The organism is Pantoea sp. USHLN256 (genome assembly GCF_037149875.1).
GTDB lineage: Bacteria > Pseudomonadota > Gammaproteobacteria > Enterobacterales > Enterobacteriaceae > Pantoea > Pantoea nemavictus.
The window spans coordinates 85,043-107,911 of sequence record NZ_JBBCQO010000012.1; the positions used below are offsets into that span (position 1 = coordinate 85,043).

Here is a 22,869-nt window from a genome sequence, read left to right on the forward strand (position 1 = left end):
ATGAAACGTAAGACCTTCGGTCCAGTGACCTCACAACAAGTTGCGCAGCATGCTGGCGTTTCACAATCTGCGGTGTCGCGTACCTTCACGCCGGGAGCCAGTATTTCACCCGCCACGCGTGAAAAAGTGCTGCAATCTGCCCGAGAGCTGGGTTATCGACCCAATGCGCTGGCGCGGTCGCTGAACACCGCACGCTCACGCATTGTTGGCGTGGTGATCTCCTGTTTCGATAACCCGTTTTATCCGCATGTGCTGGAAGCGCTGGGACGGGAACTGGATGCGCTTAACTATCATTTGCTGCTGTTCGTTAGCGATCGTGACAGCAATGTTGATCGCATTTTCGATCAGATCATGCAGTACCGCGTAGATGGCATCGTGCTGGCGTCTGGCGCGTTGTCCGATGCCTTGTCGGAAGAGTGTCACGGTGCCGGTATTCCCGTGGTGCTATTCAATCGCACCGCCGAAAGCGAGATGGCGTCGAGTGTGAATACCGATAACCGCGCCGCCGCACGGCAGATCGCCGAATTTCTGCTGGCGGGCGAACATCAACGTTTTGCTTGCATCTCTGGCGCTGATAACGCTTCGGTGAATCAGCTACGGCTGGACGGCTTCCGCGATGCACTACGTGCACGTGATGTTGATGTCACCGTCGTTGCAGGCCATAACGACAGTGAGCACACCGCGCAGGCGGCACGTCAACTGTTCAGCAGCACCACGCCACCTGATGCGGTATTTGCGGTTAACGACCATATGGCATTGACGGTTATGGATGTGGCGCGCTACGAGTTCGGCTTGCGCATTCCGCAGGATGTGTCAGTGGTGGGTTATGACGATGTTGGGCCCGCGGGCTGGCCTTCATATGCGCTGACCTCCATCTGCCAGCCGGTTGAAGTGATGGTGCAACGTACGATTGGCCTGCTGATGCAGCAAATCGACAGTGCGGTGATGGCACCTGAGCAAATTGTTATTCCCGGCACGTTGGTAGTGCGCCACTCCGCACGGCGTCCGCGTCACGGCGTGGTAGAAGAGAACGGCCAGCTGCTATTTCGTTCTGAGGAGGTTGAGTAATGCGATTGCCGGGTTTCAGTCCCCAGTTTGATTCTATTCAGCAGTTCGTCCTGACGCTAACTCACGTGGTGTGGGAGCAGAAGGACATCGGGCAGCTGGCCGACTTCTATGCCACACCGGTGGTCTTTCACACGCCGGAAAAGCGGTTAACTGACTTAAGCGATTTTATGCGCCTGACCCTGGAAGCGCTGCACTGTTTCCCGCAGCGTCAGGTACTAACAGAAGATATTCTCGCCGCTCGTGAAGGCGATACGTGTTGGTACGCCTCGCAACGCACCCAGGCACGCATTCAGCATCTGGGTGAAGGTTTCTTTGGCGCGCCGAGTGGCAAAACGCTATGGGTGCGCACCTTCGCCGATCGTATTTGCCGGGATGGCCTGGTGGAACAAGAGTGGCTGTTACAGGATCGCGCAGGGATTTTGGCGCAGATTGGCGTCAACGTAGCGGAGTTTGCTCAGCATCTAACGCAGATGCGCCAACAGCAAGGGCTGGAGATGCCGGCACCTGAAGAGCTGGAAGCGCGTTGGGCGGGCGGCCCGGATGGTGATGATGCGGAGGGCGCGCTGGCCGGCTTGATTGAGCGCTATCTCAGCATGTGGGCGGGCGGCAACAGTGGAGTAGTTCCAGGCGTTTATCATCCCGCCGCCACCTTGCACGGTCCGGGCCACAGCAGCTTTACCGGCGAGCAGGAGATTGGCAGCTTCCTTTCTGGCTATCGCGCCTCATTCGCTGACAGCGAAACACAGCTACATCATTTGGTGGTGCGGCGTGATGCCAACGAACCGGTGCGCATCAGCCTGCGCTGGTCACTGTTGAGTTGGCATGATGGCTACGGGAAGTTTGGTCCACCGTCCCGTAAGCCGGTGTGTATTTCCGGAATTTCACATTTGGAATTACGTGATGGCGTAATTATGCGGGAATATTTAGGTATCGATGAACTCTCAATCTGGTTGCAGCTACTCAACTGAATAACCAGCACTTTTAAATAACGCGTTACGTCACGGTAATTAATTCCCTTAATTACCGACGGCGTTCTGCACCCTGAATTCAGCCGGGTGAATCGGCAGCGCTTGATTGCGAGGACCGCGCTCACCCTTAATTCGTCAAAAGCAGGAGTGTTTATGTCTACAACGGACACGGCTAATAAAGCCACCGCCAGTGAAAAGAGCGCAGAAAAAACCTCAGCACGTACCCAGGTCGAACCGGTTTTACAGGTTGAGCGACGGGATTTTGTCGATCTGGTTCCAGAAAACCGTGCGCGAGTACAGCCGATGCGCGGTTTCGATCCCTGCTATACCGATATTGTTGATTACATTGTGCGTTGCACCCACAAGATTTGGGATGAGCGTGATGTCGGACTGATCTACAGCCATTACACCCATAACTGCGTGCTCTATAACGCGCTAGGCACGATTTATACCCGTGAACAGGTGGTGCTGGATACGCTGCAGCGCTTGGTGGCTTTCCCGGAGCGACGTGGCATGGCGACGCAGGTGATCTGGAACGGCAACGATGTTGACGGTTTTTACACTTCGCATCTGGCCACCGGCAGCGGTCGACACACGCAGCCAAGCCAGTACGGTAAGCCGACCAACCGAACCTTCACCACGCGTACCGTCGCGGACTGCATGATTCTGGAAAACAAGATCTACCGCGAATGGGTGGTGAGCGACAACATGTCGCTGATGCGTCAGCTGGGACTGGATACCGATCAGATCGCCTACAACATGGCGAAAGAGCAGTTTGATAAAGGTTTCCGCCTGACGGAGATTGGCGAAAACCGTCGCCTGCTGGGGCAATATCCGCCGGAAAGCGACCCGGATTATACGCTGGCGCACAGCGATACCGAGGCCCAGGTGCTGGGCTGGCTGCATGAGATCTACAACAAACGCATGCTGGGCAAAGTGAAAGACGTTTACGCCAGTAATGTGCAGTGGCACGGCCCGCTGATGAAAGAGCTGTATGGTCAGGCATCGGTGATCCACCAGACGCTGGCGTTGATCGGCATGATCCCTGACGGCGCGTGGATGCCGCAGCATATTTGCTCCAATCCGTGTGAAGAAGGCGGCACTAAAGTGGCGGTGCGCTGGGTGATGGAAGGACATCATCTGGGCTATGGCGAGTTGGGCAAGCCGACCGGGCAGCGTCTGCTGGTGATGGGCATGAGCCACTATCACGTGGTAAACGGTAAAATTGTGGATGAGTGGGTGGTCTACGATCATCTGGCGATGCTGGCGCAGATCAAATTGGGTCAACTGGCGGAGACGGAAGCATGAGTAAGCAACGCGTGCAGTTTATTAAGCAACCCGCAGGCGAAGATGCGCAGGCTGATGCCAGCCTGATCGCCACGGTAAGCGACATTATCAGCAATGTGCGCCAGCAGGGTGATGCGGCGCTGCAGGCGTATTCACTGAAATTTGATGGGGTAGCGCCGGAGCAGCTGGAAGTTTCGGCAGCGGAGATCGAGCAGGCGCTCACACAACTGGCCGCTCAAACTCGCCACGACAGTGAATTTGCCATCGCCCAGGTGCGCCGCTTCGCCGAAGCCCAGCGCGCAACACTGCAGCCGCTAGATATTGAAACGCTGCCCGGCGTGCATTTGGGGCATCGCATCATTCCTATCGAAACCGTGGGCTGCTATGTGCCGGGCGGACGCTATCCGATTCTCTCCGCACCGGTGATGTCCATCGTGCCCGCGGTCGTAGCGGGTTGCGACAACATTATTGCCTGCCTGCCACCGGGCGCGCATCCGGCGATGATTGCTATCTGCCATTTAGCCGGGGCACACCGTATTTTTAAAGTTGGCGGCGCGCAGGCGATTGCCGCGATGGCGTATGGCACCGCATCGCTGCCGGCAGTGGACAAAATTGTTGGACCGGGTAACGCCTTCGTCAATGAGGCCAAGCGTCAGGTTTTTGGCAAAGTAGGTATTGATGCGCTGGCAGGGCCAAGCGAAATCTTTATTGTGGCCGATGATAGTGCCGATCCACGCGTGCTGGCGGCGGATCTGCTGGCGCAGGCGGAACATGATGTGCGCACTCGCGTAGGGCTGGCCACCACCAGCGAGCGCATAGCGCATGAAACCTTGCGTGAAATTGAGGCGCAGCTGTCATCGCTGCCGACGGCGAAGACGGCTGGTGAAGCATGGCAAAGACAGGGCGAGATTGTATTGTGCGCCGACGAAGATGCGATGGTGGCCTACACCGATGAGATCGCCACCGAACATTTGCAAATCCATGCTCGCGATCCCCATGCGCTGGCGGCGCGTATCCGCAACTACGGATCGCTGTTTATCGGTCAAAATGCCAGCGTGGTGTTCTCTGATAAGTGCTGCGGTACTAACCACACGTTACCCACCATGGCAGCGGCGCGCTACACCGGCGGGTTGTGGGTGGGCGCCTATCTAAAAACCTGTACGCATCAATGGATTGACGATCAGGGTATCGCGGCCATCGCCGCGCCTGCAGTGCGTCAAAGTCGTACCGAAGGCATGCAGGCACATCGTCGTGCGGCGCAGATTCGTCTGCAGCCGGAAAAACTCGATGCCATCCTGCGTGGCGCCGAGGATTAGTCCGTGACTTTCATCACCTGCCAGGCGAGGATGCTGGCAGGTGATGAACAGAGGAATCGGGCTATGCAGGGCAGTCGTCGTACCCTGAAGTTACTTACCGCACTATTGGTGCTGTTGATTGTCGGATTGATTGCCGGCGCCATTCATTTCCAGAAAAATTCCAACGCCTTGTGGCAGATCATTAGCGAGAAATGCGTGCCTGGCATGGCCGCCAGCGGCAAACCCGCGCCTTGCCAGCAGGTGAACAGTGCGCAGGGTTACGTCACGCTGAAAGACCTCAACGGTCCGTTGCAGTATCTACTGATGCCGATCGAAAAAATCAGCGGCATGGAAAGTCCCATCATTCTTGAGCCGTCTACGCCGAATCTGTTTGCCGACGCCTGGCAACAACGGACATTACTTGCACAGAAGCACGGCGCGCCAATATCAGATAGCGCGCTGTCGCTGGCAATCAATGCGCAATACGGGCGTACGCAGAATCAGCTGCATATTCATATCTCTTGTCTGCGACCGGATGTGCGTCAGCAACTTGATGCCCTGGCGCCGAGGCTTAACGCGCAGTGGCAAAGCGAAACGCTGCGCAAGCATCGTTACCTGATACGTACGCTTTCAACAGCAGAACTGGCGCAGCAGAGTGCGTTTATCCGTCTGGCAAACGAAGTGCCTCACGCGCGCACCGAGATGGGGAAATATGGCCTGGCGCTGGCGCAGCTGCCGGATGGTCGCTTAGCGCTGCTGGCGTTAGAACGCAACTGGCTCAAGCTGAACAGTGGTTCGGCGGAAGAGCTGCAGGATCATCAATGCGGGATTTTGTAAGGTCGACATTTCAGGTGACATAAAAAAGGCGGCTAATCAGCCGCCTCATCATACATCCAAAACTTACGCGTTTTTCGCAGCGGCTGCGGCTTTCACGATCACGGCGAAAGCATCGGCTTTCAGTGAAGCACCGCCAACCAGCGCGCCATCGATATCTGGCTGGGTGAACAGCTCAGCGGCGTTTTTGTCGTTTACCGAACCGCCGTACTGGATGATCACTTGCTGTGCGATGGCAGCGTCTTTCTTCGCGATGTGGTCACGAATAAATTTGTGCACGGCCTGAGCCTGCGCTGGCGTAGCGGATTTGCCGGTACCGATGGCCCAAACTGGCTCATAAGCGATGACCGCGCCTTCGAACGCTGCTGCGCCCTGCGTTTCCAGCACGGCGTCGATCTGACGTGCGCACACTTCTTGCGTTTGGCCCGCTTCGTTTTCTGCGTCGGTTTCACCGATGCACAGAACGGGTACCAGGCCCGCTTCCTTCACGACGGCAAATTTCTTCGCGATGAACTCATCGCTCTCTTTATGGTAGGTACGGCGCTCAGAGTGGCCGATGATGATGTATTTCGCGCCAACGTCTTTCAGCATGTCTGCGGAAGTTTCGCCAGTGAATGCGCCAGACAAGTTAACGTCGACGTTCTGAGCACCCAGAGCGATGTGGCTACCGGAAATGGCGTGTTTCGCCAGGTCCAGATAGATGGCTGGCGGTGCAATCGCGACGCCACAACCATCAACACCAGACAGCTCTTTGCGCAGGCCTTCAATCAGCTCTTTGGTGATCAGCTTGCTACCGTTCAGTTTCCAGTTACCCATAACCAGTGGATGTCGCATTCTTTCCTCCGCATAACGCGATTCATGAAATAGCGCTGCCATCGGGCAGCGATGTCTGCGAGACAGTATAGAGATCAAATGGGTTGCTGGCTTTGCTTTTCGTCATTTTTGCCGGTGTGATCAGGGCGTAGCGAGCGCCAGTTTTATCGGCTCAACGGCGAAGGTTAAACCCTTGTCACCGTTGTCTGCGACCACGAAGCGCAGTGCGCCTTCGGTGCGGGCAAAATAACGCGCACCTTTGCCGGCGCTCAGCAGAGAATCGAGCTTTTTGCGACCATCTTCGGCCGACAAACCGGGGATGAAGAAACGCAGCAGGGCAGTCATGTAATCCATGGCACGTGCCTGCGCCGCTTTCATATCGGGACCGGGAACCGGCAGCCAGGTGATTTGCAGGGTTTTGATTTTGCCGGTGCCTTGCTCCAGCGCGGTTGAAGCATACAGCGTTTCGCTGATTTTACTGGCGGCACGCGTCAGGTTACTTTTATCGCCGCGACTATCAATGGCGCGATATTCCTGCAGCGGTTCATTGGGATTGGCGGCGTTGTACTTTTCACGGAACTGCGCAACGGTCATATCGAACGTCGGCGCACCCGCGAGCAGATAGGGCGCAGCAGGCAGATGATCGCTACGATCCAGTGCAGGTGCGTCCTCCGCCCAGGCGGGAAATGTCAGTGCGAGGCCAAGCAGCAGCGCGACTGGCAGGTTCTTCATTGCTTCGGCCCTAAATCATTCACTTAGCCCACGATTAGAACGGTTTTTACCGGGGAAAGTCAAAACCCACATTGGGAAAAATCTGACAATCTTCGCCTCGCGCCTCTTACCAGTAATGCTCGCTGGTCATATGCCCGGGTTTACGTTTGAAATGCTTGCGCATCTCACGTGTGTCTTTTAGCAATTGTTGGGTATCGCGCACCATTTGCGGATTACCACACAGCATCACATGGCTGGTTTCTGCCGTGAGCGGCAAGCCAACCGCGCGCTCCAGTTCGCCGCTCTCAATCAACTGCGGTACGCGGCCGTGCAGCGAACCGGCGATCTCTTCGCGGCTTACCACGGTCTGAATATGCAGCTTGCCCTGATAGCGCTGCTGCAGCTGCTGCATTAACGGCAGGAAGCTCAGGTCATCCGCGAGACGGGCCGCGTGCACCAGCACAATATTGTCGAAACGCTCCAGATCTTCGCCCTGTTGCAGAATCGATAAATAGGGGCCAATCGCCGTGCCGGTGGCCAGCATCCACAGCGTTTGGCAGTCAGGAATTTCGTCGAGCACAAAGAACCCTGCGGCTTCTTTGGTAATCATCACCTGCTCGCCGGGCTGCAGTGCCTGCAAGCGTGGACTCAGTTTGCCTTCCGGCACGGTAACCAGATAAAACTCCAGCAGCGAATCTTTGGGCGCGTTGACGTAAGAGTAGGCGCGCTGCACACGCTCGCCGTCAATTTCTAATGCCAGCTTGGCAAACTGCCCTGCGGTAAAGCTATCAATGGGCGCTTCGACGCGCAGACTGAACAGTGCATCGGTCCAGTTTTTTACCTCTTTCACTTCAGCATTGATCCACTCTGCCATGTTGGCTCCTTAATCTTGATTGTGTAGGTACATCATCGCCATCGGCCTAACGGATTTCCAGTCCATGCTCGGGCAAAGGGCTCTCAGCGACAAACGCAGCGCACAGATCAGCAACTGTAGCGGCCGGTTTACAATCTGGACGTCAACCTTGACGGCTTAAGACACTACAGCTTTGCCGGTCCCTCTCGATTTGTCACTGAATCCTGATATTTTTGCCGCCATAAATCCGAGGCAGCCTGTTTTGTGCTGCTTATTCTTTGTTTCTCAGGCAGACATTTTGTTCCATGTTGATAAGTAAAACGCAAAATCGCTTTCTGTTATTCATGCTGATCGTGCTGGTGGCGGTGGGGCAGATGGCGCAAACCATCTATGTGCCAGCGATGGCCAACATGGCAGAGACGCTCAATGTGCGCAGCGGTGCCATTCAGCAGGTGATGGCCGCCTATCTGATGACCTACGGTGGATCGCAGCTGATCTACGGCCCGCTTTCGGACAGCTTTGGTCGACGTCCGGTGATCCTTATCGGCATGACGATCTTTGCCATTGGTGCCTTGATCGCCATGTTCGCGCCCTCACTGGATATTCTGGTGCTGGGCAGCGCGGTGCAAGGTTTAGGTACCGGCGTGGCCGGCGTGATGGCGCGCACCATGCCGCGTGACCTTTACTCTGGTATTGCATTGCGCCAGGCGAACAGTTTACTCAATATGGGTATTCTGGTTAGCCCGCTGCTGGCGCCGGTGATTGGCGCGCTGCTGACGCATCTGTTTGGCTGGCACGCCTGTTTCGCCTTCCTGCTGCTGCTGTGTGTAGGCGTTACCGCGTCGATGGCGCGCTGGTTACCGGAAACCCGTCCCGTTGATACACCTGCTACGCCATTCCTGAAGCGTTATGCCACCCTGCTGAGTGACGGCAATTTCGTGCGTTACCTGCTGCTGCTGATTGGCGCGCTGGCAGGCATCGCAGTATTCGAGGCCAGCTGCGGCGTGCTGATGGGCGGTGTTTTAGGTCTGGATGGTTTGACCGTCAGCATCCTGTTTATCCTGCCGATTCCGGCGGCGTTCTTTGGCGCCTGGTTTGCCGGACGCGAGCAGAAATCCTGGCACACGCTAATGTGGTATGGCGTCAATAGCTGCCTGCTGGCGGGCTTATTGATGTGGGTTCCCGCCTGGTTTGGCGTGATGAATATCTGGACGCTGTTGGTGCCGGCTGCGCTGTTTTTCTTTGGCGCCGGCATGCTGTTCCCGCTGGCAACCTCGGGTGCGATGGAGCCGTATGCATGGCTGGCGGGCAGCGCTGGAGCGTTAATTGGGGGGTTGCAGAACCTGGGTTCCGGCGTGGTAGCGTGGCTTTCTGCTCTGCTGCCGCAGCACGACCAATCCAGCCTCGGCATGTTGATGTTTGTGACGTCGCTGGTGATGCTGCTGTGCTGGTGGCCGCTCTCACGTCATCCGGAGAGCGGCAAGCAGGCGATTACAGGATAAATTGATGCAGCGCCGCGTCTTTGCGATCGAGATAGTGGATCGACTGGATGCGGCGAATAGTGCGTGATTTGCCGCGCACCAGCAGCGTTTCGCTGGTGGCGATGTTGCCGTTACGCGTGATGCCTTGCAGTAAATCGCCGGTAGTGATGCCCGTGGCGGCGAAGATCACGTTATCGTTACGCGCCATCTGATCCAGCTTCAGCACCTGACCCGCTTCAATGCCCATCTCGGCGCAGCGCTGTAGCTCATTCTCACCTAAGCGACGATTCTCTTCGCTATCGCCTTTCACTTGATGACGTGCCAGCAGGCGTGCCTGCATGTCGCCATCCATCGCCCGGATAACCGCCGCCGATACCACCCCTTCCGGCGCGCCGCCGATGCCATACATCACATCCACTTCGCTGTCCGGCATGCAGGTAAGAATTGAAGCCGCCACATCGCCGTCCGGGAAGGAGAACACGCGTACGCCGAGCTGTTGCAGCTGAGCAATCACCGCATCGTGGCGTGGTTTAGCCAGAATCGAAACCGTCAGCTGGCTGAGCGGCTTGCCCAGTGCCAGCGCGATGTTTTTCAGATTAATATCGAGTGGCAAATTAAGATCGATGGCGCCGCGTGCGCCGGGCCCGACAATCAGCTTCTCCATGTACATATCAGGTGCGTGCAGGAAGCTGCCCTTATCGCCGACCGCCAGCACCGCCAGCGCATTGGCCTGGCCCATCGCCGTCATGCGCGTGCCTTCAATCGGATCGACGGCGATATCTACCGCGTCACCGCGACCGGTACCGACTTTCTCACCGATATACAGCATTGGCGCTTCGTCGATTTCGCCCTCGCCAATCACAATCTGGCCGTCGATATCGATAGTGTTAAGCATAATGCGCATGGCGTGAACGGCTGCGCCGTCGGCCGCATTTTTATCGCCGCGTCCTAACCAGTGATAGCCCGCCAGAGCGGCGGCTTCGGTCACGCGGGAAAATTCAATCGCGAGTTCTCGTTTCATGGTTGCACCTGACAAAAAACAGGCGGGCAGTTTAACACAGCGCGGAAGGGGGACGGGGGAAAAACCCGCGGCAGGGGGCGCCGCGGGTCAGCAGGATTTTACTCTTCGTCTTCCCATGCTTTCGCACGAGCGACGGCTTTCTTCCAGCCTGCGTAGCGGACGTTACGTTCGGTGGTTTCGATGCTTGGACGGAACTCACGCTCAATCACCGCTTTCTCGCGGACTTCATCCAAATCGCCCCAGAAGCCGACCGCCAGGCCAGCAAGATATGCCGCACCCAACGCAGTCACTTCACGCACTTCCGGACGCTCAACGCGTGTGCCGAGAATGTCGGACTGGAACTGCATCAGGAAGTTGTTGGCTACCGCACCGCCATCAACGCGCAGCGATTGCAGGCGGGTGCCGGCATCGTTCTGCATCGCTTCCAGCACGTCGCGCGTCTGATAAGCAATCGATTCCAGCGTGGCACGGATGATGTGGTTAGCGTTTGCACCGCGCGTCAGACCGAAGATCGCACCGCGTGCATACGGGTCCCAATAGGGCGCGCCCAAACCGGTGAAGGCAGGCACCATGTAAACACCGTTGCTGTCTTTCACTTTCAACGCGAAGTATTCGGAGTCAGTGGAATCGCTGATCAGCTTCATCTCGTCGCGCAGCCACTGAATTGACGCACCACCGATAAACACCGCACCTTCCAGCGCATAGTTCACTTCGCCGCGTGGACCGCAGGCGATGGTGGTCAGCAGGCCATGCGTTGAGGTTACGGCTTCGGTGCCGGTGTTCATCAACATAAAGCAGCCGGTGCCGTAGGTGTTTTTCGCCATACCCGGTTGTACGCACAGCTGGCCGTAGAGCGCCGCCTGTTGGTCACCCGCGATACCGGCGATGGGAATACGCGTACCGCCTTTACCACCAATGTTGGTCTGGCCGTAAACTTCTGAAGAACCTTTCACTTCCGGCAGCATTTCACGCGGAATATCGAGGATCTCCAACATGCGCTCATCCCACTCCAGCTTGTGGATGTTGTACATCATGGTACGTGAGGCGTTGGTGTGATCGGTTACGTGCACACGCCCTTGCGTCATTTTCCAAATCAGCCAGGTATCAACGGTACCAAACAGCAGTTCGCCGCGTTTAGCACGTTCACGTGCGCCTTCAACGTGGTCAAGAATCCACTTCACTTTGGTGCCGGAGAAGTAAGGGTTAATCACCAAACCGGTGGTGTGCTGGATATACTCTTCCAGTCCCTCTTTCTTCAGCTTGTTACAGTAATCTGCGGTACGTGGATCCTGCCAGACGATGGCATTGTAGATAGGCTTGCCGCTCTCTTTATCCCACACGATGGCGGTTTCACGCTGGTTGGTGATACCAATCGCCGCGATTTGATCGGAGTTAATGTCGGCATGTGCCAGCACTTCAACCAGCGTTGAGCTTTGTGACGCCCAGATATCCATTGGGTCATGCTCAACCCAACCCGCTTTCGGGTAGATCTGGGTAAATTCACGCTGTGAAACGGCGACGATGTTCGCGTCATGATCGAGCACTACGGCACGTGAGCTGGTTGTGCCCTGATCGAGCGCGACAATATATTTTTTATCAGTCGTAGTCATTGTGCTTTCCTGATGATGTATCGATGAAACTTACGCTTTACGCTGCTGAGCGCGCGCAACCGGTTTTTCTGTTGTGCTGGCTTCCGCCACGTTAACGGGCAGATGACGGCCAATCAGTGAACGGTAACCCCAGGCTCCGAGGCAAGCACCGACCAGCGGGCCAAAAATCGGAACCAGGAAGTAAGGAATATCTTTGCCACCGGTGAAGGCGACGTTGCCCCATCCGGCGAAGAAGGCGAACAGTTTTGGACCGAAGTCACGCGCCGGGTTAAGTGCGAAGCCGGTCAGCGGGCCCATTGCACCACCGATAATGGCTACCAGCAGACCAATCAAAAGCGGTGCCAGCGGGCCGCGTGGTACGCCGTTGCCGTCATCGGTCAGCGCCATAATGACGCCCATCAGTACGGCGGTAATCACCATCTCAACCAGGAACGCCTGACCAACACTGATGTGCGGGTTTGGATAGGTAGAGAAGATGCCGGCCAGGTCGAGGCTTTCAACGCTGCCACGTACCATCTGATGGCCTGTTTCGTAATCCAGGAACAAATTGTAGTAGAGACCATAAACCAACGCGGCAGCGCAGAAGGCGCCGGCAACCTGCGCCAGAATATAGGGTACGACTTTACGGCCTTCAAAGTTTGCGAACAGGCACAGCGCGATAGTCACCGCTGGGTTAAGATGCCCGCCTGAAACACCGGCGCTCAGATAGACCGCCATGGAAACTGCTAAGCCCCAGATAATACAAATTTCCCACTGACCGAACGCAGCACCGGCCAATTTCAGTGCGGCAACGCAGCCGGCACCAAAAAAGATGATCAAACCGGTGCCGATAAATTCGGCGATGCACTGACCTGTTAGTGTGTTAGTTGTTTGACTCATAATGGCATTCCTGAAGCGAGGTTAAATTTTATCAGTTTTTGTTCTCATCCATGAGTCGCCCAGCTTTTAATGTAGGGTTGATGTGAATTTATCGTTAACGAGCATAAACGAGAAATAGCGAAATTGAAAACTGTGTACTGCGTCATAAAAATGCGCGTTTTCGCGTCTTTTGCGTTTCTTTACGGCCCATTCAGCCTGCTTTGCGCGTGGACGGTTAAGTGATCGCGCACACAGATGCGCGAAGATGAGCATTTTTTTAGGCATTGACTGAAAAGTGTTACAGACTGCCCTCGCAGGCCTTGTGTCGCTGGACTTGCTGGGTTTGGCTACATACAATCGAGTCATCGTGGCTGAGCGCACCATAATAAGGCATGCGCTAGCCCCATCAACGCCTTGCAAGATTTAGGAGAGGTCAGAAAGATGTCATTTGAAGTGTTCGAGAAACTGGAAGCGAAAGTACAGCAGGCGATTGATACCATCACTCTGCTGCAGATGGAAATTGAAGAGCTGAAAGAGCAAAACAATACGCTGAAAAACGAAGTCAGCCAGGCTTCAGGTAACCAGGATGCGCTGGTGCGTGAAAATCAGCATCTGAAAGAAGAGCAGCATGTCTGGCAGGATCGTCTGCGGGCACTGCTGGGAAAAATGGAAGAGGTTTAAGCGTACAGGCTTGAACCAACGGGTGCCGCGGCACCCGTTTTTGTTGCAGCTTACTCGATGTCGAGTGCGTCTTCAGACAGGATAATGCCGGTATTGTCGGCATACAGATGGTCGCCAGAGAAGAAAGTCACGCCGCCAAAGTTAACGCGTACGTCACTTTCGCCAATGCCTTCACCCGCTGCACCCACCGGAATGGCTGCAATCGCCTGAATGCCGATTTCCAGCTCTTCGAGGTCGTCAACCTGACGCACCGAACCGTAAATCACAATGCCTTCCCACTCATTTTGCGCCGCCAGACTTGCCAGCTGAGCATCGACCAGGGCACGACGAACGGAACCGCCGCCATCCACAAGCAATACGCGACCCCGACCGTTCTCTTCCAGCAAATCGTAAAGTAAGCCGTTATCTTCGAAGCATTTCACCGTGGTGATTTGACCACCGAATGAACTGCGTCCACCAAAGTTCGAAAAAAGCGGTTCAACAACGTTCACAGCTTCGTGGTAGATGTCACAGAGTTCAGATGTATCGTATTTCATGAGGGTTTTCGTCTGTTTGCCACAGGAGCGCTAAGTATATCGCTATCTGGCGATTGTTGGCAAAATCATCAGCCGCCAAAAAAAGCGCTGCATCAATATCCTGCGTAAAAAAAAGCCCGGCGCAGTGGCCGGGCGGGGATATCGCAGACGAAGCTTACAGAATGAAGCGGCTGAGGTCTTCGTCGGCCACCAGCTCATCCAGATGCTTACCAACGTACTCGGCATCGATAGTGATCGACTCACCGTTACGATCGCTGGCGTCATAGGAGATATCTTCCATCAGACGCTCCAGCACGGTATGCAGACGACGTGCACCGATGTTTTCGGTGGTTTCGTTTACCTGCCATGCGGCTTCAGCGATACGACGCACCGCATCGTCCGTGAAGTCGATGTTGACCCCTTCGGTGCCCATCAGCGCTTTGTACTGCACGGTAACCGAGGCGTTTGGCTCGGTCAGAATGCGTTCGAAGTCATTGACGGTCAGCGCCTGCAGCTCAACGCGAATCGGCAGACGTCCCTGCAGCTCGGGAATCAAATCGGAAGGGCTAGCCACCTGGAACGCGCCGGAAGCGATAAACAGGATGTGGTCGGTTTTCACCATGCCGTGCTTGGTGGACACGGTGCAGCCTTCAACCAGCGGCAGCAGGTCGCGCTGCACGCCTTCGCGTGACACGTCTGGACCGCCTGCATTCTGGCCGCCGCGCTTACAGATTTTGTCGATTTCGTCGATGAACACGATACCGTGCTGCTCAACCGCATCGATGGCGTCCTGCTTCAGCTCTTCAGGATTCACCAGCTTGGCCGCTTCTTCTTCAATCAGCAGCTTCATGGCTTCTTTGATTTTCAGCTTACGCGGTTTCTGCTTCTGCCCACCGAGGTTCTGGAACATCGATTGCAGCTGGCTGGTCATCTCTTCCATGCCAGGAGGCGCCATGATTTCGACGCCGGCGGAGGAAGCGGCCAGATCGATCTCAATCTCTTTGTCGTCCAGCTGGCCTTCGCGCAGTTTCTTGCGGAATGACTGACGCGCTGCCGAGGGCTCAGCCGCTTGCTCAGCCTGGCCCCAGTTGTTTTTTGCGGGTGGGATCAGCACATCGAGGATGCGCTCTTCCGCCATCTCTTCAGCGCGGTATTTGTTCTTCTCGATCGCCTGGCTGCGCACCATCTTGATGGCAGAATCGGTCAGATCGCGAATGATGGAATCAACCTCTTTACCGACGTAACCGACTTCGGTGAATTTGGTGGCTTCTACTTTGATGAACGGCGCGTTAGCCAGTTTGGCTAGGCGACGGGCAATTTCGGTTTTACCGACGCCGGTAGGACCAATCATCAGAATGTTCTTTGGCGTTACTTCGTGGCGCAGCTCTTCGTCGAGCTGCATGCGGCGCCAGCGGTTACGCAGGGCGATCGCGACCGCCTTTTTTGCGCCGTCCTGGCCGATAATAAAGCGGTTAAGCTCGCTGACAATCTCGCGTGGAGTCATCTCGGACATGATTTTGATCCTTACGCCTTAGACGGTAATGCTTCGATGTTGATGTTGTGGTTGGTGTAGATACAGATATCGCCGGCGATGTTCAGCGCCTTCTCCACAATATCTTGTGCACCAATGTCCGTGTTCTCCAGCAGGGCGCGAGCCGCTGCCTGGGCGTAAGGCCCACCGGAACCAATAGCAATCAGGTCATTTTCCGGCTGGATAACGTCGCCGTTGCCGCTGATGATCAGCGAGGCGTTTTCGTCAGCGACCGCCAGCAGCGCTTCAAGGCGACGCAGCATGCGATCGGTACGCCAATCTTTCGCCAGTTCGACCGCCGCTTTCACCAGATGACCCTGGTGCATCTCCAGCTTGCGCTCAAACAGTTCAAACAGGGTGAAGGCATCTGCGGTACCGCCAGCAAAACCGGCGATCACTTTATCGTTGTAAAGACGACGGACTTTTTTGACATTGCCTTTCATTACGGTATTGCCGAGCGTAGCCTGGCCATCACCGCCAATCACTACCTGGCCGTTGCGTCGTACACTTACTATTGTTGTCACGGGCAGACCCCTTGTTGCAGTAGAAAAGGAACTCCGCGCACTCGGCGCGGAGTATCATGCAACCAGATATGGGGCAGGATTGGGGAGTTTCAACCCCTAAAGAATTTAAGGTAAGGCGAGGGGAATACAGCTTCCGTGGCCGGAGCTGTGTAAGCGTTTTACCGTGCTGTCTGCGCTGCCGCGATCTTTGAACGGCCCAATCACCACGCGATTCCAGCCACCGCCGGTCGTAATACGGCTCTCAAATCCTTCAAATGCCAGACCAGCGCGCACGGATTCCGCCTGATCGGTGCCTTTGAACGAACCACACTGCACCATCCAGCGCTGCGAAGAGGCTTTCTCTTCCGCTTTCGCTTTGGCGGTTTCCTGCGGCTTAGTCTGCTGCGTAGGCTCGCGCGTGATCGGCGCAGCCTGCTGCTGTTGCTGACGCGCGGCCTGTTGTTGCTGTTGCTGGCGCTGCAGCTGCTGCTGACGTTGCTGCTGTTGCTGCTGTTGCTGTTGTACCTGCTGCTGTTGCTGTACCTGCTGACGCTGCAGCGTCTGCTGGCGCTGTGCCGGGGTTTGTTCGTTCCACGGCACTTCGTTCAGCTGCGTAGGCTGCTGGCGCATATCGGCCTGCATCTGCTCCAGCAGCTGGCGCTGTTCATCGGTCAACTGGGTTTGTGATTGCACGCCACCCGCTGAAGGCTCAGTCGGCGACGGAACGGTAATCTGGCGATTTTCCAGCTCTTTGATGTACTTCCAGCGCTCTTCCGGCTTCGGCGGCAAGCCGTTACCGTTAGCTTTGTGATTGGGAATGACTTCAATCTCTTCTTTCTTATGATGCGAGATGAACCATAAACCACCGGCAAAGGTGACCAGCACGGCCGCGGCCAGTACCATCATGAGTTTTGAAGTGCCTGAGCCGCCTTTGCTTTTCTTGCTGCGGCTGGCGGGTTTTTTGCGACGCGTCCCTGTTGAACGCCCGCGGCCTACATAATCTTTCTGTGCCACTTTCGTTCTGATACCCTTCAAAAAAATGCCAATGGGCATGTAAATGTGCTGTTAATTGCCCGGCAATGAATGCGCCATGTTACGCAAGGGCTGGAACTTTGACCAGCACAGTCTGCCTTCAGAATCCGCTGAAAATGCAGGCGTCAGTCGGTTATTTTTCACGTTTTGCTGCCGGTGCCGTGCTGCCGCGCACGCGCAATTCCGCATCCAGCAGGCGCGAACCGTTATTCACGCGTTTGCCCTGCAGTTCATCGAGTAATAACAGCATGGCTTCACGACCAATCGCAAAGCGCGGCTGCGCTACGGTGGTCAGCGGCGGATCGTAGTATTGCGCCAGCTCGATATCATCGAACCCCACTACCGACAGGTCCTGCGGAATCCGCATGCCAAGTTTACGCGCCTGATTCATGGCACCTAGCGCCATCAGATCGCTATGACAAAAAATCGCTTTCGGCGGCTGCGGTAAACTCATCAACTGCTTAAGCGCATTGGCACCGGCTTCAAAGGTGAAGTCGCCGTGCACAATCATGGTCGGATCGATGGCGATACTGCTGCGGCGCAGCGCCTGAATGTAGCCCTGCAACCGATACTGGCTCAGCGGAATATGCTCTGGCCCGGTGATGCAGGCAATTTGGCGATGGCCGAGCTGCAGCAGATGATTCACCGCTTCAAATGCCGCCGTCAGGTTATCGATATGGACCGTTGGCAACGCCATCTCTGGCGCAAATTCGTTACCCATTACCATTGGCGGCAGGTTGCGCTGATCTTCAATTCCGGCGTCAAACGGCAGCTGCGAACCCAACAGCACCATGCCGTCGATCTGCCGCGTCAGCATTAAATTCAGGAAGGTTTTCTCCTGTTTATTCTGATGCGCGCAGTCGCCAATCAATACCAGATAACCTTCATGCGCAGCGGTAACTTCCACGCCGCGAATGATCTCACTGAAGAAGGGATCGCAGATATCCGGCACAATCACCAGAATGGTTTGTGTTTCACCCCGTTTGGCATTGCGCGCCAAACCGTGCGGCGCATACCCCACGGCCAGCACCGCTTTTTCGACTTTGAGACGGGTGGCGGCCGAGACTTTTTCTGGATTCATCAACGCACGTGAAACCGTGGCGGTTGAAACGCCGGCTTTCTCGGCCACATCTTTCATGGTGGCAGCGGTTGAGGGTTGCTTCTGGTCCAACGTATAACTCCTGACGCGGTACAGCGCATTGATTTACAGAGATTGCCGGGCTTTAACCGGGTCGGCACTATTGTTAACCGAAGGTCGCGGCAGGTTGTTACTTAATTTGCATAAAAATTGTGACTTGTGCGACTTTTTTCGATCTGGCTCGCAGATGTGGCGCGGCTTAACTCTCGGTGGGGTCGATATCCAGCGTCCACTTTACTTTACGTGCGGCGGGCAAGGTGGCGATCAGCGGCAGCGATCCGCTCAGCAGCTGTTGCAAACGCTTACGTGACGGATGCTGTAACAGCAGTTGCCAGCGCCAGCGTCCACTGCGTTTCGGTGCCAACGCCGGAACCGGCCCCATCAGCCACATCGCCTCATCTTTTAACGGGCTGGCTTCCAGCAAATTGCGCAGTTGTGTGAGAAATTCCGCTGCCTGCTGGTTATCCATATCTTCGGCGCGGAACAGCGCATGGCTGGTCCACGGCGGCAGTTGTACCGATTGACGCTCCAGCAGGGTTTGATCGGCAAAGGCGAAATAGCCGCGATGCAGCAAGGTTTGCAGCAACGGATGTTCGGGATGGTGGGTTTGCAGCAACACTTCGCCCTGTTTTCCGGCGCGACCCGCGCGACCCGCAACCTGGGTATACAGCTGCGCAAAACGCTCGGCGGCGCGAAAATCGGCCGAGAACAGCGCGCCATCAACATCCAGCAGCGACACCAGCGTAACATCCGGGAAGTGATGGCCTTTCGCCAGCATTTGCGTACCGACCAGAATGCGTGCGCCGCCGCGATGCACATCGGCCAGATGCTGCTCCAGCGCACCTTTGCGGCTGGTGGTATCACGATCGATACGCGACACCGGCACGCCAGGAAACAGCGTACCGAGCTGCTGCTCCAGCTGTTCGGTACCTACGCCGACCGGCATTAAATGCGTTGAGCCGCAGTCGGGACACTGATTTGGCAGCGGGCGCTGGCTGTCACAATGGTGGCAGCGCAGCTGGCGATGATTCTGATGCAGCGTGTAGTAGCTGTCGCAGCGCTGACATTCTGCCAGCCAGCCGCAATCGTGACACATCAGCGCCGGTGAGAAACCGCGGCGGTTAAGGAACAGCAACACCTGATTATCGGCCTGCAGATGCTGGCGCATTTTGCCGAGCAGCGCGGGTGCCAATCCCCCTTTCAGCTGCTGACCTTTCAGATCAATCAGCTGCTGTAATGCCGGTTTGGCATTACCTGCGCGTTTGGTGAGATTGAGCTGGCGATATTTGCCGACGCGCACATTGTGCAAGGTTTCCAGCGCCGGCGTAGCCGAGCCCATGACAATCGGAATATCTTCCTCATGCGCGCGGAACACCGCCAGATCGCGCGCCTGATAGCGCCAGCCTTCCTGCTGTTTGTACGAGCTGTCATGCTCTTCATCAATGATGATCACGCCTGGACGCGCTAGCGGTGTGAACAGTGCTGAACGTGTCCCGATGACAATCGCGGTTTCACCACTGCGCGCGCGCAGCCACACGGCAAGGCGTTCGCTGTCATTCAGCGCGGAGTGCAGCACATCAATCGGGGCGTCAAAGCGTTCGCGGAAGCGGGCGATGGTTTGCGGCGTCAGGCCGATTTCCGGCACCAGCACCAGCGCCTGCTTGCCGCGCGCCAGCACGTTCTCCAGCACGCTGAGATACACCTCAGTTTTACCTGAACCGGTAATGCCGGCCAGCAGCCACGGCGCGTAGTGATCGTCTTCGCTGCGCATCGCGCCAACGGCCATCGCCTGATCGGTATTCAGGCGCAGGCGATCACCTTTAACCGCAAAGGTGGTGCGCCAGTCGTGCATCTGCGGCGCGTGTTCGCGTAGATCGCACAAACCTTTTGCACGCAACGCCTGCAGCGCCGCATCGGTAAAATCGTATTCACTGACCTGATGACGATACAGCGGGCGCTGACGCAGCATCGCCAGCGCCTGCTGCTGTTTCGGCGCGCGCTTCAGGCTCTCCATCGCCACTTCCCGGCCAGCATCATTGATCACCCATTGCCACAGCGGTGCCTCCTGGGCCGGCTTGCCCTGGCGCAGCAGCACCGGCAGCGCATGGCTGAGCACCTCGCCGAGCGGCGAGTGATAATAATTCGCGGCCCAATGCAGGATGCGCCACAACGCGGGCGAGAACAGGCTGCGATCGTCGAGCACGCTTTCAATCTGCTTGAGCTGGGCCAGCGGCAGATCGCTGGTCTCACGCGTGCCGACGACGATGCCAATCATTTTGCGATTGCCGAACGGCACATTCACGCGCGCACCCGCCACCGGCTGCGGCGCATCGGCTGGCAGCAGATAGTCAAACAGGCGAGGTAGCGGAACGGGCAGGGCAACCTGAACAACGGGCATGTGAATCTCTATCCGGTTCTGAATTAAGGAGAAGAAGTAGTGTACACGTTGATACCCTGAGCGGATATATTACGGTGGTTTGCTAAAAGTGGTTAATTTCTGTATACTATGCCGCCTTCGATGAGATCGCTTGTCGGAGCATACACTTAATGTTCAATCGCGTGTGGTGCTGTGCAGGCTGAGCCTGGCACGGAGAGCGACACGGCCTTTTATGAGGTTCTCCCATGAAACAAGGTATTCACCCTAAGTACGAAGCAGTAACCATGACTTGCTCTTGCGGTAACGTGATCAACACCCGTTCAACCATGGCTTCTGGTCTGAACCTGGACGTGTGCGGCAAATGCCACCCGTTCTACACTGGTAAGCAGCGTATTGCTGACACCGGTGGCCGTGTAGATCGCTTCAACAAGCGTTTCAGCGTGCCAGCAAGCAAGAAATAAGATTATTTGCCGTCGAATCTTCGCGATTCGGATGCAAGAAAAAACCCAGCCTCGGCTGGGTTTTTTTATTTCTGGCTTCAGTATTCCCAGCTATCGGGATCGATGCCCATCTCGCGCATAATCTGTTTCGCTTCTTCCGGAATCTCATCGCTGCGCTCTTTACGCAGATCGACATCGTTCGGCAGAGGCTGCCCGGTGAAAGCATGCAAAAAGGCTTCACACAGCAGTTCGCTGTTGGTGGCGTGACGCAGGTTATTCACCTGACGGCGGGTGCGCTCGTCAGTTAAAATCTTCAGCACTTTCAGCGGGATAGAAACTGTGATTTTCTTGACCTGCTCGCTCTTCTTGCCATGTTCAGCGTAAGGGCTGATATATTCGCCGTTCCATTCAGCCATGGGTTACCTTAATCAATAAAAGTTGAATATGGGGAAATCCGTTGATTATGCCCGATTTTTCGATGCCTGACCCCTTAAACTGCAGGTTTTATGCTTGAGCACCGCTTCTGAAAAAGGAAAGCGCGCTGAACACCAGGCGATGACGGACAATTTTAGCGGTTATTGATGATTTGCTCAATCTATACGCAAAGACATTTAGATGTCCAGATGTATTGACGTCTATGCGCTGAATGTTATGCTGTTGCTCTTCTTTTTCTTCAGGAACAGTAGGCACCATGACGCGCAAACAGGCAACCATCGCAGTACGCAGCGGTTTGAATGATGACGAGCAATATGGCTGCGTTGTCCCACCGATTCATCTCTCCAGCACCTATAACTTTCTCGACTTCAACGAGCCGCGTGCGCACGACTATTCACGTCGTGGCAACCCAACGCGTGATGTGGTTCAGCGCGCACTGGCGGAGTTAGAAGGGGGTGCAGGCGCGGTATTAACCAATACCGGCATGTCAGCGATTCATCTGGTGACCACTGTGTTCCTGAAGCCGGGCGATTTGCTGGTGGCGCCGCACGATTGCTACGGCGGCAGCTATCGCCTGTTCGATAGCCTGAGCAAGCGCGGTGCCTATCGCGTGAAGTTTGTCGATCAGGGCGATAAAGCCGCGTTGTCTGCTGCATTAGCTGAAAAGCCAAAGCTGGTGCTGGTCGAAAGCCCAAGTAATCCGCTGTTGCGCGTGGTTGATATCGCCAGCATTTGTGCCGCCGCGCGCGAAGCCGGCGCAATCAGCGTGGTGGACAACACCTTCCTCAGCCCGGCGTTGCAAAACCCGCTGGCGCTAGGCGCCGATCTGGTTGTTCACTCCTGTACTAAATACCTGAACGGCCACTCTGATGTGGTGGCGGGTGCGGTGATCTCGAAAGATGCGGAGATGGCCAGCGAAATGGCGTGGTGGGCGAATAATATTGGTGTAACCGGCGCAGCGTTTGATAGCTACCTGCTGCTGCGCGGTTTACGCACGCTGTCACCGCGCATCGCGGCAGCGCAACGTAATGCATTGGCGATAGTTGATTACCTGAAGCAACAACCGCTGGTGAAAAAACTGTATCATCCGTCTCTGCCGGAAAATGCCGGACATGAGTTTGCGGTACGTCAGCAGCGCGGCTTTGGCGCGATGTTGAGTTTCGAAATCGATGCCGATGAGGCTCGCCTGCGCCGCTTCCTGAAAGCGCTGCAGCTGTTTACGCTGGCTGAATCACTCGGCGGCGTAGAGAGTTTGATTTCGCATACCGCGACCATGACGCATGCGGGCATGTCTGCAGAAGCACGCGCGGCAGCGGGAATTTCTGACACACTGCTGCGTATTTCTGTTGGGATTGAAGATCACGAAGATTTAATCGCCGATCTGGATAATGCATTCCGGATCGCAGCCGAGGGGTAAC

General features: G+C 56.0%; 22 protein-coding genes. 9 read left to right on the top strand and 13 right to left on the bottom strand.

Going from position 1 to position 22,869, the window contains the following annotated elements; translation table 11 throughout:
- The 5 genes from WFL93_RS21210 (at position 1) to WFL93_RS21230 (ending at position 5,455) form a co-directional block, all read left to right on the top strand.
- Positions 1-1,068, top strand: a complete 1,068-nt coding sequence (locus WFL93_RS21210; RefSeq protein WP_180822695.1) for a LacI family DNA-binding transcriptional regulator — start codon at positions 1-3, stop codon at positions 1,066-1,068.
- Positions 1,068-2,036, top strand: a complete 969-nt coding sequence (locus WFL93_RS21215; protein WP_007885358.1) for a nuclear transport factor 2 family protein — start codon at positions 1,068-1,070, stop codon at positions 2,034-2,036. Before WFL93_RS21210 ends, WFL93_RS21215 begins: the two co-directional genes overlap by 1 nt.
- A 153-nt stretch (positions 2,037-2,189) precedes the next feature.
- Positions 2,190-3,344: a nuclear transport factor 2 family protein gene (locus WFL93_RS21220; protein WP_336778984.1), complete on the top strand. Its 1,155-nt coding sequence runs from the start codon at positions 2,190-2,192 to the stop codon at positions 3,342-3,344.
- A complete protein-coding gene (gene hisD / locus WFL93_RS21225) occupies positions 3,341-4,639 on the top strand; it encodes a histidinol dehydrogenase (RefSeq protein ID WP_336778985.1) in 1,299 nt (432 codons plus the stop codon). Before WFL93_RS21220 ends, hisD begins: the two co-directional genes overlap by 4 nt.
- Positions 4,640-4,702: 63 nt before the next feature.
- On the top strand, positions 4,703-5,455 hold the full coding sequence (locus WFL93_RS21230; protein ID WP_336778986.1) for a CDP-diacylglycerol diphosphatase: 753 nt from the start codon (positions 4,703-4,705) through the stop codon (positions 5,453-5,455).
- A gap of 63 nt (positions 5,456-5,518) precedes the next feature.
- On the opposite strand, the gene tpiA is transcribed toward WFL93_RS21230, so the two are convergent.
- The 3 genes from tpiA to fpr form a co-directional block, all read right to left on the bottom strand.
- Positions 5,519-6,286, bottom strand: coding sequence for a triose-phosphate isomerase (gene tpiA, locus WFL93_RS21235; RefSeq protein ID WP_336778987.1), 768 nt, complete (start codon positions 6,284-6,286; stop codon positions 5,519-5,521).
- Positions 6,287-6,406: 120 nt separating this feature from the next.
- On the bottom strand, positions 6,407-6,997 hold the full coding sequence (locus tag WFL93_RS21240) for a YiiQ family protein (RefSeq protein WP_049851599.1): 591 nt from the start codon (positions 6,995-6,997) through the stop codon (positions 6,407-6,409).
- 106 nt (positions 6,998-7,103) lie between these two features.
- Entirely contained in the window at positions 7,104-7,850 is a 747-nt protein-coding gene (gene fpr / locus WFL93_RS21245) for a ferredoxin--NADP(+) reductase (RefSeq protein WP_007885373.1), read from the bottom strand.
- 284 nt (positions 7,851-8,134) lie between these two features.
- Between fpr and emrD the strand changes: the two genes are divergently transcribed.
- On the top strand, positions 8,135-9,331 hold the full coding sequence (emrD, locus tag WFL93_RS21250) for a multidrug efflux MFS transporter EmrD (protein ID WP_007885374.1): 1,197 nt from the start codon (positions 8,135-8,137) through the stop codon (positions 9,329-9,331).
- Here emrD and glpX read toward each other — a convergent pair.
- The 3 genes from glpX to WFL93_RS21265 all read right to left on the bottom strand — a co-directional run bounded on the left by glpX (position 9,321) and on the right by WFL93_RS21265 (position 12,820).
- Positions 9,321-10,331 carry a class II fructose-bisphosphatase gene (gene glpX / locus WFL93_RS21255; RefSeq protein ID WP_007885375.1) on the bottom strand — a complete coding sequence of 337 codons (1,011 nt, stop codon included), beginning with the start codon at positions 10,329-10,331 and terminating at the stop codon, positions 9,321-9,323. The genes emrD and glpX overlap by 11 nt on opposite strands.
- A 98-nt stretch (positions 10,332-10,429) precedes the next feature.
- Positions 10,430-11,941, bottom strand: a complete 1,512-nt coding sequence (gene glpK, locus WFL93_RS21260) for a glycerol kinase GlpK (protein WP_007885381.1) — start codon at positions 11,939-11,941, stop codon at positions 10,430-10,432.
- 30 nt (positions 11,942-11,971) lie between these two features.
- On the bottom strand, positions 11,972-12,820 hold the full coding sequence (locus WFL93_RS21265) for an MIP/aquaporin family protein (protein WP_007885383.1): 849 nt from the start codon (positions 12,818-12,820) through the stop codon (positions 11,972-11,974).
- Between the two features lie 420 nt (positions 12,821-13,240).
- On the opposite strand from WFL93_RS21265, the gene zapB reads away from it, so the two are divergent.
- Positions 13,241-13,480 carry a cell division protein ZapB gene (gene zapB / locus WFL93_RS21270; protein ID WP_007885384.1) on the top strand — a complete coding sequence of 80 codons (240 nt, stop codon included), beginning with the start codon at positions 13,241-13,243 and terminating at the stop codon, positions 13,478-13,480.
- Between the two features lie 50 nt (positions 13,481-13,530).
- On the opposite strand, the gene rraA is transcribed toward zapB, so the two are convergent.
- The 6 genes from rraA to priA all read right to left on the bottom strand — a co-directional run bounded on the left by rraA (position 13,531) and on the right by priA (position 20,597).
- Positions 13,531-14,016, bottom strand: a complete 486-nt coding sequence (gene rraA / locus WFL93_RS21275) for a ribonuclease E activity regulator RraA (RefSeq protein WP_007885386.1) — start codon at positions 14,014-14,016, stop codon at positions 13,531-13,533.
- A 154-nt stretch (positions 14,017-14,170) separates the two neighbouring features.
- Positions 14,171-15,508, bottom strand: coding sequence for an HslU--HslV peptidase ATPase subunit (hslU, locus tag WFL93_RS21280; RefSeq protein WP_007885388.1), 1,338 nt, complete (start codon positions 15,506-15,508; stop codon positions 14,171-14,173).
- A gap of 11 nt (positions 15,509-15,519) precedes the next feature.
- Complete coding sequence (hslV, locus tag WFL93_RS21285; protein WP_007885391.1) at positions 15,520-16,050, bottom strand: ATP-dependent protease subunit HslV; 531 nt, start codon at positions 16,048-16,050, stop codon at positions 15,520-15,522.
- A 105-nt stretch (positions 16,051-16,155) separates the two neighbouring features.
- Entirely contained in the window at positions 16,156-17,043 is an 888-nt protein-coding gene (gene ftsN / locus WFL93_RS21290) for a cell division protein FtsN (protein ID WP_336778988.1), read from the bottom strand.
- A gap of 151 nt (positions 17,044-17,194) precedes the next feature.
- The gene (cytR, locus tag WFL93_RS21295) at positions 17,195-18,232 is read right to left on the bottom strand and encodes a DNA-binding transcriptional regulator CytR (protein ID WP_007885396.1); all 1,038 of its coding nucleotides are present in this window, start codon (positions 18,230-18,232) and stop codon (positions 17,195-17,197) included.
- A 166-nt stretch (positions 18,233-18,398) separates the two neighbouring features.
- Positions 18,399-20,597 (bottom strand): primosomal protein N', encoded by a 2,199-nt coding sequence (gene priA, locus WFL93_RS21300; RefSeq protein WP_336778989.1) that lies wholly within the window; start codon positions 20,595-20,597, stop codon positions 18,399-18,401.
- Between the two features lie 224 nt (positions 20,598-20,821).
- Between priA and rpmE the strand changes: the two genes are divergently transcribed.
- Positions 20,822-21,037 carry a 50S ribosomal protein L31 gene (rpmE, locus tag WFL93_RS21305; RefSeq protein WP_007885402.1) on the top strand — a complete coding sequence of 72 codons (216 nt, stop codon included), beginning with the start codon at positions 20,822-20,824 and terminating at the stop codon, positions 21,035-21,037.
- Between the two features lie 77 nt (positions 21,038-21,114).
- On the opposite strand, the gene metJ is transcribed toward rpmE, so the two are convergent.
- Positions 21,115-21,432 carry a met regulon transcriptional regulator MetJ gene (metJ, locus tag WFL93_RS21310; RefSeq protein ID WP_007885403.1) on the bottom strand — a complete coding sequence of 106 codons (318 nt, stop codon included), beginning with the start codon at positions 21,430-21,432 and terminating at the stop codon, positions 21,115-21,117.
- 275 nt (positions 21,433-21,707) lie between these two features.
- Here metJ and metB point away from each other — a divergent pair, with 275 nt between their 5' ends.
- Positions 21,708-22,868, top strand: a complete 1,161-nt coding sequence (gene metB, locus WFL93_RS21315; RefSeq protein WP_336778990.1) for a cystathionine gamma-synthase — start codon at positions 21,708-21,710, stop codon at positions 22,866-22,868.
- Position 22,869: the final 1 nt, after the last annotated feature.

Bases quoted from the DNA above. Each gene is read 5' to 3' on its own strand.
- WFL93_RS21210 (WP_180822695.1), top strand. From the start codon at position 1: ATGAAACGTAAGACCTTCGGTCCAGTGACCTCACAACAAGTTGCGCAG.
- WFL93_RS21215 (WP_007885358.1), top strand. From the start codon at position 1,068: ATGCGATTGCCGGGTTTCAGTCCCCAGTTTGATTCTATTCAGCAGTTC.
- WFL93_RS21220 (WP_336778984.1), top strand. From the start codon at position 2,190: ATGTCTACAACGGACACGGCTAATAAAGCCACCGCCAGTGAAAAGAGC.
- hisD (WP_336778985.1), top strand. From the start codon at position 3,341: ATGAGTAAGCAACGCGTGCAGTTTATTAAGCAACCCGCAGGCGAAGAT.
- WFL93_RS21230 (WP_336778986.1), top strand. From the start codon at position 4,703: ATGCAGGGCAGTCGTCGTACCCTGAAGTTACTTACCGCACTATTGGTG.
- tpiA (WP_336778987.1), bottom strand. From the start codon at position 6,286: ATGCGACATCCACTGGTTATGGGTAACTGGAAACTGAACGGTAGCAAG.
- WFL93_RS21240 (WP_049851599.1), bottom strand. From the start codon at position 6,997: ATGAAGAACCTGCCAGTCGCGCTGCTGCTTGGCCTCGCACTGACATTT.
- fpr (WP_007885373.1), bottom strand. From the start codon at position 7,850: ATGGCAGAGTGGATCAATGCTGAAGTGAAAGAGGTAAAAAACTGGACC.
- emrD (WP_007885374.1), top strand. From the start codon at position 8,135: ATGTTGATAAGTAAAACGCAAAATCGCTTTCTGTTATTCATGCTGATC.
- glpX (WP_007885375.1), bottom strand. From the start codon at position 10,331: ATGAAACGAGAACTCGCGATTGAATTTTCCCGCGTGACCGAAGCCGCC.
- glpK (WP_007885381.1), bottom strand. From the start codon at position 11,941: ATGACTACGACTGATAAAAAATATATTGTCGCGCTCGATCAGGGCACA.
- WFL93_RS21265 (WP_007885383.1), bottom strand. From the start codon at position 12,820: ATGAGTCAAACAACTAACACACTAACAGGTCAGTGCATCGCCGAATTT.
- zapB (WP_007885384.1), top strand. From the start codon at position 13,241: ATGTCATTTGAAGTGTTCGAGAAACTGGAAGCGAAAGTACAGCAGGCG.
- rraA (WP_007885386.1), bottom strand. From the start codon at position 14,016: ATGAAATACGATACATCTGAACTCTGTGACATCTACCACGAAGCTGTG.
- hslU (WP_007885388.1), bottom strand. From the start codon at position 15,508: ATGTCCGAGATGACTCCACGCGAGATTGTCAGCGAGCTTAACCGCTTT.
- priA (WP_336778989.1), bottom strand. From the start codon at position 20,597: ATGCCCGTTGTTCAGGTTGCCCTGCCCGTTCCGCTACCTCGCCTGTTT.
- rpmE (WP_007885402.1), top strand. From the start codon at position 20,822: ATGAAACAAGGTATTCACCCTAAGTACGAAGCAGTAACCATGACTTGC.
- metJ (WP_007885403.1), bottom strand. From the start codon at position 21,432: ATGGCTGAATGGAACGGCGAATATATCAGCCCTTACGCTGAACATGGC.
- metB (WP_336778990.1), top strand. From the start codon at position 21,708: ATGACGCGCAAACAGGCAACCATCGCAGTACGCAGCGGTTTGAATGAT.